Origin of the sequence: Citrobacter sp. Cpo091 (assembly GCF_030332645.1) — a bacterium.
Taxonomy (GTDB): domain Bacteria; phylum Pseudomonadota; class Gammaproteobacteria; order Enterobacterales; family Enterobacteriaceae; genus Citrobacter; species Citrobacter portucalensis.
Genome location: NZ_JAOWHL010000019.1, coordinates 108,367 through 124,155 on the forward strand (window position 1 = coordinate 108,367; position 15,789 = coordinate 124,155).

A 15,789-nucleotide genomic window follows, 5' to 3' on the forward strand; every position below is an offset into this window, starting at 1 on the left:
AGGAACTGAAGCATCACGATCTTAGGATCGTGTTTTGTTGTTGATATATTCATGGAGTGAATATATTCAGGCGGGAATATATTGAAAAAGAAGCGGTTAGGACAGCAGTTTTTGCCGTCGCCTTCATACAATAGCACGAAGGCGACGAGAGGGGTCGTTAGCCAGTATTACGCATACCAGCGGCGACACCAGCGATTGTGACCATCAATGCTTGTTCCACGCGTGGGTCCGGTGCATTGCCTTGCTCTTCCGCCAGGCGTGAGCGGTGTAACAGCTCTGCCTGTAAGACGTTCAGTGGGTCAGTATAAACATTCCTTAACTGAATGGACTCGGCAATCCACGGCAGGTCGGCCATCAAATGCGAGTCGTTGGCAATCGCCAGTACGACATCGATATCTGCTGCCAGGCGTTGGCGTAGCTCTGCACCCAGCGGCCACAGATCTTTTTTGACCAGGCGCTGATCGTAATACTCTGCCAGCCACAGGTCTGCTTTCGCGAAAACCATTTCCAGCATGCCAAGGCGTGTGGAGAAGAATGGCCAGTCGCGGCACATGGCTTCAAGTTCGCTTTGCTTGCCGTCTTCAACCACTTTTTGCAGCGCGGTACCTGCACCCAACCAGGCCGGGAGCATCAGGCGGTTCTGCGTCCAGGCGAAGATCCACGGAATGGCGCGCAGAGACTCTACCCCGCCGGTCGGACGGCGTTTTGCCGGACGTGAACCGAGCGGGAGTTTACCCAGTTCCTGCTCCGGTGTCGCTGAGCGGAAATAAGGGACGAAGTCTTTGTTTTCACGCACATATCCACGATAGAGCTCGCAGGAAATATCGGAAAGCTCATCCATGATATGACGCCAGCTATCTTTCGGTTCTGGCGGTGGTAACAGGTTGGCCTCCAGAATTGCTCCGGTATACAGCGACAGGCTGCTGATGGTCACTTCCGGCAGGCCGTACTTAAAGCGGATCATCTCCCCTTGTTCTGTCACGCGCAGACCGCCTTTCAGGCTGCCCGGCGGTTGAGAGAGTAGCGCCGCATGTGCAGGCGCGCCGCCGCGACCAATGGAACCACCGCGACCGTGGAACAGCGTCAGTTCGATACCGGCTTTTTCGCAGGTTTTGATTAGCGCGTCCTGAGCCTGGTATTGCGCCCAGGAGGCCGCCATCACGCCCGCGTCTTTTGCGGAATCAGAATAGCCAATCATGACCATCTGTTTGCCCTGAATAAAGCCGCGGTACCAGTCGATATTTAAAAGTTGAGACATGACGTCATCGGCATTGTTGAGGTCGTCCAGCGTTTCAAATAGCGGAGCGACCGGCATAGCAAAACCAATTCCGGCTTCTTTCAGCAGCAGATGCACGGCCAGCACATCCGACGGAGTTTTCGCCATCGAGATAACATAGGCGGCAATGGAGCCATATGGGGCTTCGGCAATGACCCGACAGGTGTCGAGCACTTCACGGGTGTCGTTGCTCGGTTCCCAGTTACGCGGCAGGAGCGGACGCTTGGAATTCAGTTCGCGGATCAGGAAAGCCTGTTTATCCGCTTCCGACCAGTTTTCGTAGTCGCCAATACCCAGATAACGGGTCAGTTCGCCCAGGGCTTCAGTATGACGGGTGCTTTCCTGACGAATATCAATACGCACCAGCGGTACACCGAAACACTTCACGCGCCTAAGGGTGTCGAGCAATTCGCCATTGGCGATAATACCCATGCCACAGGCCTGCAGAGACTGGTAGCACGCGTATAGCGGGTCCCAAAGCTGTTCGTTTTGGGTGAGCAGTCCCGCAGGTTTCGGCAATTTCTCGCCTTTCAGACGGGCTTCAAGCCAGGCCTGAGTTGCCATCAGACGAGAACGCAAGGTTTTCATCAGATAGCGATAAGGTTCAGCTGCGCCTTCTTCGCCTACCAGCGCCATCAGCTCCGGCGTGGCATCCACCATTGAAAGCTCAGAAATCAGAAACTGGATGTCTTTCAGGAACAGATCTGTTGCTTTCCAGCGGCTGAGCAGCAGCACGTGACGGGTGATATCTGCCGTTACGTTCGGGTTACCATCACGGTCGCCGCCCATCCAGGAAGTAAATCGAACCGGGACAAAATCAACCGGCAGCTTATAACCCAGATGCTCTTCCAGTTGTTCATTCAGCTCGCGCAGGTAGTTCGGTACACCTTCCCACAGGCTGTTTTCAACTACCGCGAAACCCCATTTGGCTTCATCAACCGGGCTTGGGCGCAGCTTGCGGATCTCATCCGTATGCCAAGACTGGGCAATGAGCTGACGCAGACGGCGCATCAGTTGGTTGCGTTCATAATCGACGAGGTCTTTGTTATCAAGCTGCTTGAGGCAGGCATTCACTTCACCCATTTTATGGATCAGCGTACGACGAGTGATCTCGGTCGGGTGGGCGGTGAGTACCAGCTCCAGAGAGAGTGATTCTACGGCTTTCTTGATGGTGGCGTCATTGAGGTTGGGCTGCTCTTTCAGTTTACGCAGAGTGCGAGCAATCACTTCCGGGTTGCTGGCTGCTTCGCCTTTTGGCGAAATGCTGTGGTATTGCTCGGCGGTGTTGGCCAGGTTCAGGAACTGGCTAAATGCGCGGGCAACCGGCAGCAGCTCGTCGTTAGACAGATTTTGCAGTGTGGTGAGCAATTCCTGGCGATTAACTTCATTGCCAGCGCGAGATGATTTGGACAGCTTACGAATTGTTTCTACGCGATCAAGAATGTTCTCTCCCAGCGCATCCTTGATGGTCTCTCCCAGCACTTTGCCGAGCATACTGACATTACTACGCAACGCGGAATATTGTTCGTTCATATTAACCCAGACACCCCATCTATTTTGAATATGTCCTGTATCTTTCACGCCTGACTATCACGCGAAATCTTGCGGACTTAATTTTTTAGCCGTCTTTTATAAAGCCACGTAAAACACGTGACGTCAATTGCTGCGAAATCGGTTCAGCAAACGAATAAATGCCGTGAATTTACGTTATTTAATTCACATCCAATCAAATAAGCGTTGCTTATGGAAATGTTAAAAAATCACCCCGCTTACCACTAAAGGATTGGCGGGGTGACAAGCAGTTAATGCCAGCAGAAATGATGCACAACCTGGGTGATTAATTCGCGAGTTGGCTTAATAAAGCGTGTTTCCAGATATTCATCCGGCTGATGCGCCTGATTAATAGAACCAGGACCCAATACCAGCGTCGGGCAAAGCGTCTGGATAAATGGCGCTTCGGTGCAGTAGTTCACCACTTCAGTCTGTGCGCCCAGCAGTTTCTCAACCACCTCTACCAGTTGATGGTCAGGCGGACACTCATAGCCTGGAATCGGTGGATGCAGTTCCGATACGGTCAGGCGGCCCGGCCAGCGTTCGCTGACAGGGGCCAGCGCTTCGTTAAGTAACCCATTGAGATCGTTTAGCGTCATACCTGGTAGCGGGCGAATATCCATATGCAGTTCGCAGCAGGCGCAGATTCGGTTGGCGGCGTCGCCACCGTGGATGTGGCCCAAATTTAACGTTGGATACGGAACGGTAAAGGCATCATGGTGATAGCGCGCTTTCAGGTCATCGCGCAGATGCATGATATGGCCGATGGCATCATGCATCAGTTCAATCGCATTAACGCCACGTGCCGGATCGCTTGAATGACCCGATTGTCCCAGAATGCGTATCGCATTAGAGATATGACCTTTGTGCGCGCGAACCGGTTGCAGTGAAGTGGGTTCGCCAATAATCGCGCAGTCTGGGCGCAGAGCAGTGGTTTCAGAAAAGTAGCGAGCTCCCGCCATGCTGGTCTCTTCGTCAGCAGTGGCCAGAATGTAGAGGGGCTTTTTCAGCTTCGTGACGTCGACATCACGCAACGCGTCGAGGATAAAGGCGAAGAAGCCTTTCATGTCCGCCGTACCCAAACCATAGAGCTTATTGTCATGCTCGGTCAGGGTGAACGGATCGCGCGTCCAGCGTCCGTCGTCAAAGGGTACGGTATCGGTATGGCCCGCCAACAACAGACCACCAGCGCCCTGTCCAATGCTCGCCAGCATATTGAATTTATTTCGCGTATCGGGAACCGGCTGGACCTCCACATTGAAGCCTAAATCTTTAAACCAGCCCGCCAACAGAGTGATTAAACCTGCATTGCTTTGATCGAGCGCTTCTTCGGTAGCGCTAATCGATGGCGTGGCAATCAGAGCGCGGTAAATCTCGATAAATGGCGGTAAATTGTTTTTCATTGTTGACACACCTCGGGTCATGATAGTATCAATATTCATGCAGTATTTGTGAATAAAAATACATTAACGTTGAGCGTAATAAAACCCACCAAGTGTAAGGTGAGGTGATAAAGGCTTATACCTGGCAACAGAATCTAAGAAGGTGAGCAGCCCCGATGTTGAATACGCTGATTGTGGGCGCCAGTGGCTATGCCGGCGCAGAGCTTGTGACCTATGTAAATCGCCATCCTGATATGACCATAACCGCTTTGACCGTCTCAGCGCAAAGCAATGATGCAGGAAAATTAATCTCCGATTTGCATCCGCAGTTGAAAGGCATTGTCGATTTACCGTTGCAGCCAATGTCAGATATCAGCGAGTTTAGCGCAGGGGTGGATGTTGTGTTCCTCGCAACGGCTCATGAGGTAAGTCATGACCTGGCTCCGCAGTTTTTGCAGGCCGGTTGCGTGGTGTTTGACCTCTCTGGCGCGTTTCGCGTAAATGACGGCGCGTTCTATGAAAAATATTATGGTTTTACCCATCAGCATCCCGACCTGCTGGAGCAGGCAGTTTACGGGCTGGCGGAATGGAACGAAGACCAGCTGAAAGAAGCGAATCTGATTGCTGTGCCGGGTTGTTACCCGACGGCGGCGCAGCTTTCGCTGAAACCACTGATTGATGCCGGGCTGTTGGATCTCAGCCAGTGGCCGGTAATTAATGCGACCAGCGGCGTGAGCGGCGCGGGCCGTAAAGCGGCTATCTCTAATAGTTTTTGCGAAGTAAGCCTGCAACCGTATGGCGTGTTTACCCATCGTCACCAGCCGGAAATCGCCACTCATCTGGGGGCTGAAGTGATTTTCACCCCACATCTGGGCAACTTCCCGCGCGGAATTCTGGAAACTATCACTTGCCGCCTTAAAGCGGGCGTAACTCATGCTCAGGTGGCTCAGACGCTACAACAGGCGTATGGCGATAAACCGCTGGTGCGTCTGTATGACAAAGGGGTTCCAGCGCTGAAGAATGTGGTTGGATTACCATTCTGTGATATCGGGTTTGCTGTGCAGGGTGAGCATCTGATCGTTGTGGCGACGGAAGACAACTTATTGAAAGGCGCGGCGGCACAGGCGATGCAGTGCGCAAATATTCGTTTTGGCTTTGCCCAAACGCAGTCTCTTATTTAAGGGTGCAACAATGAATCCATTAATTATCAAGCTGGGCGGCGTTTTACTGGATAGCGAAGAGGCGCTGGAGCGTCTGTTTACCGCACTGGTGAATTATCGTGAGTCGCACCAGCGTCCGCTGGTCATTGTGCACGGCGGCGGCTGCGTGGTCGACGAGCTGATGAAGCAGCTGAATCTGCCGGTGAAAAAGAAAAATGGTCTGCGCGTCACGCCTGCCGATCAAATTGACATTATTACCGGTGCCCTGGCGGGAACGGCGAATAAAACCTTGCTGGCCTGGGCGAAAAAGCATCACATCGCGTCTGTTGGTCTGTATCTTGGCGATGGCGACAGCGTAAAAGTGACGCCGCTCGATAAAGAACTGGGTCATGTTGGACTGGCGCAGCCGGGTTCGCCTAAGCTGATTAACACGCTGCTGGAAAGCGGTTTTCTGCCGGTAGTGAGCTCTATTGGTGTCACTGATGATGGTCTGCTGATGAACGTGAATGCCGATCAGGCTGCAACGGCGCTGGCGGCAACGCTGGGTGCGGATCTGATCCTGCTCTCTGATGTGAGCGGTATTCTGGATGGCAAAGGCCAGCGCATTGCCGAAATGACCGCGGCGAAAGCGGAACAGCTGATTGAACAGGGCATTATTACCGATGGCATGATCGTGAAGGTGAATGCAGCGCTGGATGCCGCGCGTACGCTGGGCCGTCCGGTGGATATCGCCTCCTGGCGTCATGCAGAGCAACTTCCGGCGCTGTTTAACGGCACGCCAATTGGTACGCGTATTCTGGCTTAACCATTAATGTGCCGGATGGCGGCTTCGCCTTATCCGGTCTACGTGGGTTTTGTAGGCCCGGTAAGCGCAGCGCCACCGGGCAAAAATATCATATTAAGGAAATTCGTTATGGCACTTTGGGGTGGGCGTTTTACACAGGCAGCAGATCAGCGGTTCAAACAGTTCAACGACTCGTTGCGTTTTGACTACCGCCTGGCAGAACAGGATATTGTTGGCTCTGTGGCCTGGTCCAAAGCGTTGGTAACGGTAGGTGTACTGACTGCCGATGAACAGCTGCAGTTGGAAGAGGCGCTGAATAACCTGCTGGAAGAGGTTCGCGCGAATCCTCAGCAGATTTTGCAAAGCGATGCCGAAGATATTCACAGTTGGGTGGAAGGTAAGCTGATTGATAAAGTCGGCCAGCTTGGTAAAAAACTGCATACCGGGCGTAGCCGTAATGACCAGGTCGCGACCGATCTCAAGCTGTGGTGCAAAGACACGGTTATCGAATTACTGTCGGCCAATCGTCAGTTGCAAACTGCGCTGGTGGTGACGGCGGAGAATAACCAGGACGCCGTCATGCCGGGTTACACCCACCTGCAACGTGCGCAGCCGGTGACGTTTGCTCACTGGTGTCTGGCCTATGTTGAAATGTTGGCGCGTGACGAGAGCCGTTTGCAGGATGCGCTCAAACGCCTGGACGTCAGTCCGTTAGGCTGCGGCGCGCTGGCGGGTACGGCGTATGAAATCGATCGCGAGCAGTTGGCGGGTTGGTTGGGCTTTGCCTCGGCAACGCGCAACAGCCTGGACAGCGTTTCTGACCGTGACCACGTGCTGGAGTTACTCTCCGACGCCTCTATCGGCATGGTACACCTGTCGCGTTTTGCTGAAGATCTGATTTTCTTTAACACCGGCGAAGCGGGCTTTGTTGAACTCTCCGACCGTGTGACTTCCGGTTCATCTCTGATGCCGCAGAAGAAAAACCCGGATGCGCTGGAGCTGATCCGTGGTAAATGCGGTCGCGTGCAGGGTGCGCTGACCGGCATGATGATGACTTTAAAAGGCCTTCCACTGGCATACAACAAAGATATGCAGGAAGACAAAGAAGGGCTGTTCGACGCGCTCGACACCTGGCTGGACTGTCTGCATATGGCCGCGCTGGTGCTGGATGGAATCCAGGTGAAACGTCCGCGTTGCCAGGAAGCGGCGCAGCAGGGTTATGCTAACGCCACTGAGCTGGCGGATTATCTGGTGGCGAAAGGCGTCCCGTTCCGCGAAGCGCACCATATTGTGGGGGAAACGGTGGTCGAGGCGATTCGTCAGGGCAAACCGCTGGAAGCGCTGTCGCTTGCCGACTTACAAAAGTTCAGCCAGGTGATTGGCGATGACGTTTACCCGATCCTCTCGTTGCAATCGTGTCTGGATAAACGTGCAGCGAAAGGTGGCGTGTCGCCGCAGCAGGTTGCGCAGGCGATCGACTACGCGAAGGCACGCCTGTAGGTCGGATAAGGCGAAGCCGCCATCCGGCACTGTGCGCCGTTCTGCCTGATGGCGCTACGCTTATCAGGCCTACCAAACCATAACCCGGCCGAGCTTTGCGACGCCGGGCTTTTTTTATGCAAAAAAAATGCGGACTCAAGGTCCGCAAAAGTTCACGTTGGCTTTAGTTATTTCGAGTATGAGAGAAACTCTCAAACGGACAGTAGCTTCAAGGGTTAAAGGGGTACCGTTCCGTTTCTGTGGTGCATTATTAAACAGAAAGCTTGATAGGGATAATCGTTCGTTGCTATGCTACCTATCGCTACGAACTATCGTGGCGATGGAGGATGAATAATGAATATTCGTGATCTTGAATACCTGGTGGCACTAGCCGAACATCGTCACTTCCGACGAGCGGCAGACTCCTGTCACGTTAGCCAACCAACGCTGAGCGGGCAGATCCGCAAGCTGGAAGATGAGCTTGGCGTCATGTTGCTGGAGCGTACGAGTCGCAAGGTGCTGTTCACCCAGGCCGGTTTGCTGCTGGTGGATCAGGCGCGCACCGTGCTGCGCGAGGTCAAAGTGCTCAAGGAGATGGCAAGCCAACAAGGCGAGACAATGTCTGGCCCGCTGCATATTGGTTTGATCCCAACGGTGGGGCCATACCTGCTGCCGCATATTATTCCGATGTTGCACCAGACCTTCCCAAAACTGGAGATGTATCTCCATGAAGCGCAGACACATCAGCTGTTGGCGCAACTGGATAGCGGCAAGCTCGACTGCGTCATTCTGGCGCTGGTCAAAGAGAGTGAGGCGTTCATCGAAGTACCGTTATTTGATGAGCCTATGATGCTGGCGATCTATGAAGATCATCCGTGGGCAAACCGTGACTGTGTACCGATGTCCGATCTGGCGGGTGAAAAACTGCTGATGCTGGAAGATGGCCACTGTCTGCGCGATCAGGCGATGGGTTTCTGCTTTGAAGCGGGTGCTGATGAAGATACCCATTTTCGGGCAACCAGTCTGGAAACGCTGCGTAACATGGTGGCGGCAGGCAGTGGTATTACCTTACTGCCTGCGCTGGCCGTTCCGCCGGAGCGTAAGCGTGATGGTGTCGTTTATCTGCCATGCATTAAACCCGAACCGCGTCGTACGATTGGTCTGGTATACCGTCCTGGTTCGCCGCTGCGCAGCCGTTATGAACAGCTGGCAGAGGCCATCCGTGGATCAATGGATGGCCATTTCGACAGTGCGTTAAAACAGGCGGTTTAAGCCATTTAGCGCCGCTACCCGATAGGCTTCTGCCATGGTTGGGTAGTTAAAGGTGGTGTTAACGAAGTACTCGATAGTGTTACCACCACCTTTTTGCTCCATTATCGCTTGTCCGATGTGAATAATTTCGGCCGCGCGCTCCCCAAAGCAGTGGATCCCCAAAATCTCTTTGGTTTCGCGATGGAACAGGATCTTCAGCGTTCCGACACTCATACCCACGATTTGTGCACGTGCCAGATGCTTAAACTGGGCGCGGCCAACCTCGTATGGAACTTTCATTGCCGTGAGCTGCTGTTCTGTTTTACCAACGGAGCTGATTTCCGGAATGGTATAAATCCCGGTTGGGATATCTTCGATCAGATGCGCAGTGGCTTCGCCTTTTACCAGTGCCTGGGCGGCAATGCGTCCCTGGTCGTAGGCCGCCGATGCCAGGCTCGGATAACCAATCACATCCCCTACGGCGTACACATGCGGCAGCGCCGTCTGGTACATACTATTCACTTTGAGCTGCCCGCGGCTGTCGGTTTTCAGACCAATGTTTTCCAGCGCCAGCGAATCGGTATTACCGGTACGGCCATTGGCGTACAGCAGGCAGTCGGCCTTCAGTTTCTTACCGGACTTCAGGTGCATGATGACGCCGTCATCGCAACCTTCAATCTTCTCATACTCTTCGTTGTGGCGAATGACCACACCGCTGTTCCAGAAGTGGTAAGAGAGCGAGTCGGACATCTCCTGATCGAGGAATGCCAGCAGACGATCGCGGGTGTTGATTAAATCAACTTTGACGTCCATTCCACGGAAGATCGACGCATATTCACAGCCAATGACCCCTGCGCCATAAATCAGCACATGACGGGGTTCGTGGTGCAGGCTCAGGATAGAGTCACTGTCGTAAACCCGGGGATGCGAAAAGTCGACATCAACAGGGCGATAAGGACGCGAACCGCAGGCAATAACAAACTTATCCGCAGTCAGCGTTTCCACCGTACCGTCGTGACATTCCAGGGCGATCGTGTGTTCATCAACAAAACGAGCATTTCCCTGCAAAATTTCGCAGTGGTTGCGCTCGTAAAATCCTTGCCGCATACGCGTTTGCTGATTAATAACGTTATCAGCGTGGTTGAGAATATCGGCGAAAGAAGAACGAAGGAGTCGGGAGTGGTCGCTGTACAGTGGGTTCTGATTGAATTCAATAATGCGGCTGACGGCGTGGCGGAGAGCTTTCGACGGGATGGTGCCCCAGTGGGTACAACCTCCGCCGACGTTATGATAGCGCTCAATTACCGCGACGCGCGCTCCTTGCTTAACCAGACCCATTGCCGCGCCTTCGCCGCCGGGACCGGAACCTATTACTATTGCATCGTAATCGTAAGAATGTGACATGGTCAGGCTTACCTGTTCTTATACATAAAAGCAACAGAATAGTAACATCGTTGTTGAGATAACCCAATTATCGTTGTGCTTTTTTGCGAAGTCGAAGCACAAACTGCGCGTAAACAATCATTCACAAAGCCATGCCAACCGCCTAATCTCTGGTATAGTGCCAGCAAGGTATGTGGAAGGATTCAGACATCGTGATGGGCGTTAGAGCGCAACAAAAAGAGAAAACCCGGCGTTCGCTGGTAGAAGCCGCATTTAGTCAACTGAGCGCTGAGCGTAGTTTTGCCAGTCTCAGTTTACGCGAAGTTGCTCGTGAAGCGGGCATTGCGCCAACCTCGTTTTATCGCCATTTCCGCGATGTGGATGAACTCGGCTTGACGATGGTGGACGAGAGCGGTCTGATGCTGCGTCAGTTGATGCGCCAGGCGCGCCAGCGTATCGCGAAGGGCGGGAGTGTGATCCGCACCTCGGTCTCAACATTTATGGAGTTCATCGGCAACAATCCCAACGCCTTCCGTTTATTATTGCGCGAGCGTTCGGGGACATCCGCAGCGTTTCGTGCAGCGGTCGCTCGTGAAATTCAGCACTTCATCGCGGAACTTGCGGACTATCTGGAACTCGAAAACCATATGCCTCGTGCGTTTACTGAAGCGCAAGCCGAAGCCATGGTAACCATTGTGTTCAGCGCCGGGGCAGAAGCACTGGATGTTGGCGCTGAACAGCGCCGACAGCTGGAAGAGCGGCTGGTATTGCAACTACGCATGATCGCGAAAGGCGCATTTTATTGGTACCGCCGTGAACAAGAGAAGATGACGCACCACTCCGAGTAACGAGAAGGACAAGCAATGAAACAGTCAGGTCAAGATAAAGGTACGCTGCTGCTGGCGCTGGTTGCTGGCTTATCGATCAATGGTACATTTGCGGCGCTGTTTAGCTCCATTGTGCCATTCTCAGTATTCCCGATCATTTCGCTGGTGCTGACGGTTTATTGTCTGCATCAACGCTATCAGAACCGCACCATGCCTGTGGGATTGCCGGGCCTGGCTGCCGCCTGCTTTATCCTCGGCGTTTTGCTGTACAGCACCGTGGTACGCGCTGAATATCCGGATATCGGCTCTAACTTCTTCCCGGCGGTACTGTCGGTGATTCTGGTGTTCTGGATCGGCTTTAAAGTGCGTAACCGTAAGCAGGAAATAGCAGAGTAACAGTTGTAACTGTAGGCCGGATAAGGCAAAGCCGCCATCCGGCAATCTGAAGCGGCCGGCCTACGTTCAGTTTTACTTCTTGGTTAACAGTACGCCGCATTCCATATGGTGCGTATACGGGAACTGATCGAATAGCGCCAGACGTGAAACATTGTGCGTCTGGCTTAACGTTTCCAGGTTTTTACACAGCGTCTCCGGATTGCAGGAGATGTACAGAATGCGCGGATACGCCTGCACCATTTTCTCCGTTTCGCTGTCCAGACCGCTGCGCGGTGGGTCAACGAAGATAGTTTCACACTGGTAACTCTTCAGATCGATTCCCTGCAAACGGTTGAACTCGCGAACGCCGTTCATCGCCTGAGTAAACTCTTCGGCCGCCATGCGGATTATTTGTACGTTTTCAATCTGGTTAGCCGCAATGTTGTACTGTGCAGCAGCAACGGACGGCTTGGCGATTTCCGTTGCCAGTACGCGGTTGAAGTTTTGTGCCAGGGCTAACGAGAAATTGCCATTGCCGCAATACAGCTCCAGCAGATCGCCTTTTGAGCCCCTGGTGACATCAATCGCCCACTCCAGCATCTGAATATTCATGGCGGCGTTCGGCTGGGTGAAGCTGTTCTCAACCTGGCGATAGATAATCTCTTTACCCGCAACCGGCAGGCGTTCGTCAATGTAGTCCTGATCCAGCTCGATTTTGGTTTTGGTTGCCCGGCCAATCAGATGCACATTCAGGTTTTTCGCCCGTAGCGCATCCCGCAGCGCTTCAGCTTCCTGACGCCATTCATCATCCAGCTTTTTATGGTACAGCATCGATACCACCGCCTGACCGCTCAGGGTTGTGAGGTAATCAATCTGAAACAGTTTGTGACGCAGGACGTGGTTGTTGCGAACGCCTTCGATCATTGCCGTCATTAGCGTGTTGATAAGCTCACTGGCTGCCGGGAAGCTGTCGACACGGATACGGTTTTTGGTCTGGCTGTCGAACATGATGTGGTACAGATCATCACCGTCATGCCACAAACGGAATTCCGCGCGCATACGGTAGTGGCTGACCGGTGAGCGAAACACTTCCGGAGCCTGTGCATAAAATGGCGTCATTAAGCTCTGCAGACGCACCACTTTTTCAGCTAACTGTGCGTCGTACTGTTCTGTCGGAAGGTGTTCGGGGGTCATGATGCGTCCTGAAAAATAAAAGTACGCGGGGATTGTAGGGATTGCTCATCAGATGTCCAGTCATTGATGATTTCCGATATTGTGATACGCAGTCTGGACAGTGGGTTGTAACAAACTGTAGCATCCGTTTTCCGGTCCTGTGAGTTAAAAGGGAATCCAGTGTGAATCTGGAGCTGACGCGCAGCGGTAAGGAAGGTAGGGGATGAGTGCACCTGGTGCAGACACTGCGGCATGCCGTGGGAAGTCATCGTCTCTTTAAGTTGCCTCCAAGCCCGAAGACCTGCCGGCTAACGTCGCATCTGGCTTTCATCATCGCGTACTATCGGTGGGACCTGCGGCATCCTTCTTATATTGTGGATGCTTTACAATGATTAAAAAATCGTTGCTGTGCACGGCACTTTCCGTCACAGCATTTTCTGGTTGGGCACAGGATACTAGCCCAGATACTCTCGTTGTTACTGCCAACCGTTTTCAGCAGCCTGTTAATACTGTCCTTGCCCCCACTGATGTGGTGACGCGTGAAGATATTCAGCGCTGGCAGTCAAAAGATCTCAATGATGTCATGCGCCGATTGCCGGGCGTAGATATTTCGCAAAGCGGCGGTATGGGGAAAAGCTCCTCGCTGTATGTTCGCGGTACTGAGTCCAGGCATGTCCTGGTATTGATTGATGGCGTGCCGATGGCGCGTGCAGGCATCGGTAATGCGATTGATATTGGTCAGATTCCGGTATCGTTGGTGCAACGTGTTGAATATATTCGCGGGCCGCGTTCAGCTGTGTACGGATCTGGTGCGATCGGTGGTGTGATGAACATCATTACGATGAGTAATGAAGAGAAATCACAGATCAACGCAGGTATGGGGACTGATGGTTATCAGACCTACGACGGCACGATAAATAAACGATTTGGTGACACGATGGTGACGGCGGCTGGCGCTTACCAGACGACCAAAGGTTTTAACATTCAACCTGATTCCCCTTACAGCGGTGACAGCGATCGCGATGGTTATCGCAACAAACTGTTCTGGGGCGGCTTGCAGCACAAGTTTAACGATAACTTCTCCGGTTTCTTCCGTGGTTACGGCTACACGGCGAATAGCGATTACGATCAGGGCTCTTATGGCTATGCTGGCGGTAATGACGAAGCTCAGAATTACACTCAGTCCTGGGATTCCGGCCTTCGTTACAGCTCAGGTATCTATTCCGCCCAACTGATTGCTAACTACCAGCATCTCAAAGATTACAACTATAGCAATCAACTCGGTCGTTATGCGGGGGATGCTACGCTGGATAATATGGAACAGCGCTATATTCAGTGGGGAAATAACGTTGAGGTTGGGCATGGAGCGATTAGCGGTGGTGTCGACTGGAAACAAGAAAAGCTGACTTCCAGTAGTACCACGAAATCGGACGCTTATAAACGTGATACGACCGGACTTTATCTAACTGGGCAACAACAAATTGATAGCGTCACGCTGGAAGCCTCAGGCCGTGAAGATCATGATGAACAATTCGGCTGGCATGGCACCTGGCAGACTGCTGCAGGCTGGGAGTTTGTTGATGGCTACCGTGCAACGCTCTCTTATGGCACAGGTTTCCTGGCTCCTTCACTTGGTCAGCAATACGGGGCTACTCGTTTTGCCTCTTCCTATGGGCCGGGTATTGCAGCCAACCCGAATTTGAAACCGGAAGAATCTAAACAGTGGGAAGCAGGGATTGATGGATTGACAGGGCCGCTTGATTGGCGTCTTTCTGCATATCATTATGAAATTCAAAACCTGATCGATTACAAGAATAACCAGTACGTCAACGTTAAGTCAGCCACGATTAAAGGGCTGGAATGGACTGGGAATGTTACGACTGGCCCGGTAGATCATCACCTGACGCTACAGTATGTTGACCCGCGGGATGATGATACGAATAAGGTACTCTATCGCCGAGCAAAACAGCAGGTTAAGTATGAGTTAACTGGGCAGGTTCAGGACTTGGGGTGGAACGTTGCTTATCAATATATAGGTGAACGTTACGATAATGATTACGACAATAATCGTGATGTTAAATTGGGCGGCGTCAGCTTGTGGGATATCGGAGTGTCATATCCAATCACCTCACAGCTGACAGTTCGTGGTAAAATCGCCAACCTGTTCGATAAAGATTACGAGACAGTTTATGGCTACGCAACTGCAGGACGGGAATACACCTTGTCTGGCAGCTACACCTTCTGATCCCCGTCCCACCGTGCTGGTGTTTGATTCCGGCGTCGGTGGGTTGTCGGTCTATGACGAGATCCGGCGCCTTCTGCCGGATCTCCACTATATCTACGCTTTCGACAACGTCGCCTTTCCTTATGGAGAGAAGAGCGAGGAGTTTATCGTCGAGCGTGTTGTTGAGATAGTGACTGCGGTCCAGCAGCGCTATCCCCTCTCTCTTGCGGTCATCGCGTGTAATACAGCAAGCACGGTGTCGCTCCCTGCGTTACGTGAGAAATTTGCTTTCCCGGTTGTGGGCGTGGTGCCTGCGATTAAACCGGCAGCGCGACTCACGGCGAACGGTGTTGTGGGGCTACTGGCTACACGTGCAACGGTGAAGCGCTCGTATACCCATGAGCTGATTGCGCGATTCGCTAACGAATGCCAAATTGCAATGTTGGGTTCTGCTGAGCTGGTGGAACTGGCGGAAGCGAAGCTGCACGGTGAAACAGTTTCTCTGGAAGAACTGCGGCGTATTCTGCGTCCATGGCTGCGGATGTCTGAACCACCTGACACAGTAGTGCTCGGTTGCACTCATTTCCCTCTATTACAGGAAGAGCTTTTACAGGTCCTGCCCGAGGGGACGAGACTGGTGGATTCTGGTGCCGCGATAGCGCGCCGCACGGCCTGGTTGTTAGAGCATGAAGCGCCAGATGCGAAATCAACCGATGAGAACGTCGCATTTTGTATGGCAATGACGACAGAAGCTGAACAATTATTGCCTGTGCTACAGCGCTATGGCTTTAAAACGCTCGAAAAACTGTCAGTTTAAGTGGTTTTGATGAAAAAATACGCACTTGGAAGATTATTTTAAATTTCCCCTTGTCAGCCTGAAATAACTCCCTATAATGCGCCTCCACTGACACGGAACAACGGATT

At 52.7% G+C, this 15,789-nt stretch carries 12 protein-coding genes and 1 riboswitch; of the genes, 8 read left to right on the forward strand and 4 right to left on the reverse strand.

The genetic code is table 11. The features are described from left to right. Positions 1-157: 157 nt before the first annotated feature. Together ppc and argE are read right to left on the reverse strand one after the other, a co-directional pair. Positions 158-2,809 carry a phosphoenolpyruvate carboxylase gene (gene ppc, locus OGY04_RS01600; protein ID WP_286584655.1) on the reverse strand — a complete coding sequence of 884 codons (2,652 nt, stop codon included), beginning with the start codon at positions 2,807-2,809 and terminating at the stop codon, positions 158-160. Between the two features lie 269 nt (positions 2,810-3,078). Continuing rightward, positions 3,079-4,230 (reverse strand): acetylornithine deacetylase, encoded by a 1,152-nt coding sequence (gene argE / locus OGY04_RS01605; RefSeq protein ID WP_003028848.1) that lies wholly within the window; start codon positions 4,228-4,230, stop codon positions 3,079-3,081. A gap of 155 nt (positions 4,231-4,385) precedes the next feature. Between argE and argC the strand changes: the two genes are divergently transcribed. From argC to oxyR, 4 genes are all read left to right on the forward strand, one after another. Further along, a complete protein-coding gene (gene argC, locus OGY04_RS01610) occupies positions 4,386-5,390 on the forward strand; it encodes an N-acetyl-gamma-glutamyl-phosphate reductase (RefSeq protein ID WP_071444524.1) in 1,005 nt (334 codons plus the stop codon). Between the two features lie 10 nt (positions 5,391-5,400). After that, entirely contained in the window at positions 5,401-6,174 is a 774-nt protein-coding gene (gene argB, locus OGY04_RS01615) for an acetylglutamate kinase (protein WP_003028854.1), read from the forward strand. 108 nt (positions 6,175-6,282) lie between these two features. Next, entirely contained in the window at positions 6,283-7,653 is a 1,371-nt protein-coding gene (argH, locus tag OGY04_RS01620) for an argininosuccinate lyase (RefSeq protein WP_032945646.1), read from the forward strand. A gap of 333 nt (positions 7,654-7,986) precedes the next feature. Beyond that, a complete protein-coding gene (oxyR, locus tag OGY04_RS01625; protein WP_008787060.1) occupies positions 7,987-8,904 on the forward strand; it encodes a DNA-binding transcriptional regulator OxyR in 918 nt (305 codons plus the stop codon). Here the strand turns inward: oxyR and sthA are convergent. Then, the gene (gene sthA / locus OGY04_RS01630) at positions 8,887-10,287 is read right to left on the reverse strand and encodes a Si-specific NAD(P)(+) transhydrogenase (RefSeq protein WP_003028860.1); all 1,401 of its coding nucleotides are present in this window, start codon (positions 10,285-10,287) and stop codon (positions 8,887-8,889) included. The two genes, oxyR and sthA, sit on opposite strands and share 18 nt — an antisense overlap. A gap of 191 nt (positions 10,288-10,478) precedes the next feature. Between sthA and fabR the strand changes: the two genes are divergently transcribed. Further along, complete coding sequence (gene fabR, locus OGY04_RS01635; RefSeq protein ID WP_003028862.1) at positions 10,479-11,114, forward strand: HTH-type transcriptional repressor FabR; 636 nt, start codon at positions 10,479-10,481, stop codon at positions 11,112-11,114. A 15-nt stretch (positions 11,115-11,129) separates the two neighbouring features. Continuing rightward, the gene (locus OGY04_RS01640; RefSeq protein WP_003825114.1) at positions 11,130-11,489 is read left to right on the forward strand and encodes a YijD family membrane protein; all 360 of its coding nucleotides are present in this window, start codon (positions 11,130-11,132) and stop codon (positions 11,487-11,489) included. 72 nt (positions 11,490-11,561) lie between these two features. Here OGY04_RS01640 and trmA read toward each other — a convergent pair whose 3' ends face one another. Continuing rightward, positions 11,562-12,662 carry a tRNA (uridine(54)-C5)-methyltransferase TrmA gene (gene trmA / locus OGY04_RS01645; protein WP_032945647.1) on the reverse strand — a complete coding sequence of 367 codons (1,101 nt, stop codon included), beginning with the start codon at positions 12,660-12,662 and terminating at the stop codon, positions 11,562-11,564. Positions 12,663-12,777: 115 nt separating this feature from the next. Continuing rightward, positions 12,778-12,964, forward strand: a riboswitch (cobalamin riboswitch). A gap of 65 nt (positions 12,965-13,029) precedes the next feature. Here trmA and btuB point away from each other — a divergent pair. Both btuB and murI read left to right on the forward strand, forming a co-directional pair. After that, on the forward strand, positions 13,030-14,886 hold the full coding sequence (gene btuB, locus OGY04_RS01650; RefSeq protein ID WP_032945649.1) for a TonB-dependent vitamin B12 receptor BtuB: 1,857 nt from the start codon (positions 13,030-13,032) through the stop codon (positions 14,884-14,886). Next, positions 14,831-15,682, forward strand: coding sequence for a glutamate racemase (murI, locus tag OGY04_RS01655; protein ID WP_003847829.1), 852 nt, complete (start codon positions 14,831-14,833; stop codon positions 15,680-15,682). The genes btuB and murI overlap by 56 nt, the downstream gene beginning before the upstream one ends. The last annotated feature ends 107 nt before the right edge of the window (positions 15,683-15,789 follow it).

Bases quoted from the DNA above. Each gene is read 5' to 3' on its own strand.
- murI (WP_003847829.1), top strand. From the start codon at position 14,831: ATGGCTACGCAACTGCAGGACGGGAATACACCTTGTCTGGCAGCTACA.
- trmA (WP_032945647.1), bottom strand. From the start codon at position 12,662: ATGACCCCCGAACACCTTCCGACAGAACAGTACGACGCACAGTTAGCT.
- btuB (WP_032945649.1), top strand. From the start codon at position 13,030: ATGATTAAAAAATCGTTGCTGTGCACGGCACTTTCCGTCACAGCATTT.
- OGY04_RS01640 (WP_003825114.1), top strand. From the start codon at position 11,130: ATGAAACAGTCAGGTCAAGATAAAGGTACGCTGCTGCTGGCGCTGGTT.
- oxyR (WP_008787060.1), top strand. From the start codon at position 7,987: ATGAATATTCGTGATCTTGAATACCTGGTGGCACTAGCCGAACATCGT.
- argE (WP_003028848.1), bottom strand. From the start codon at position 4,230: ATGAAAAACAATTTACCGCCATTTATCGAGATTTACCGCGCTCTGATT.
- argB (WP_003028854.1), top strand. From the start codon at position 5,401: ATGAATCCATTAATTATCAAGCTGGGCGGCGTTTTACTGGATAGCGAA.
- argH (WP_032945646.1), top strand. From the start codon at position 6,283: ATGGCACTTTGGGGTGGGCGTTTTACACAGGCAGCAGATCAGCGGTTC.
- ppc (WP_286584655.1), bottom strand. From the start codon at position 2,809: ATGAACGAACAATATTCCGCGTTGCGTAGTAATGTCAGTATGCTCGGC.
- argC (WP_071444524.1), top strand. From the start codon at position 4,386: ATGTTGAATACGCTGATTGTGGGCGCCAGTGGCTATGCCGGCGCAGAG.
- sthA (WP_003028860.1), bottom strand. From the start codon at position 10,287: ATGTCACATTCTTACGATTACGATGCAATAGTAATAGGTTCCGGTCCC.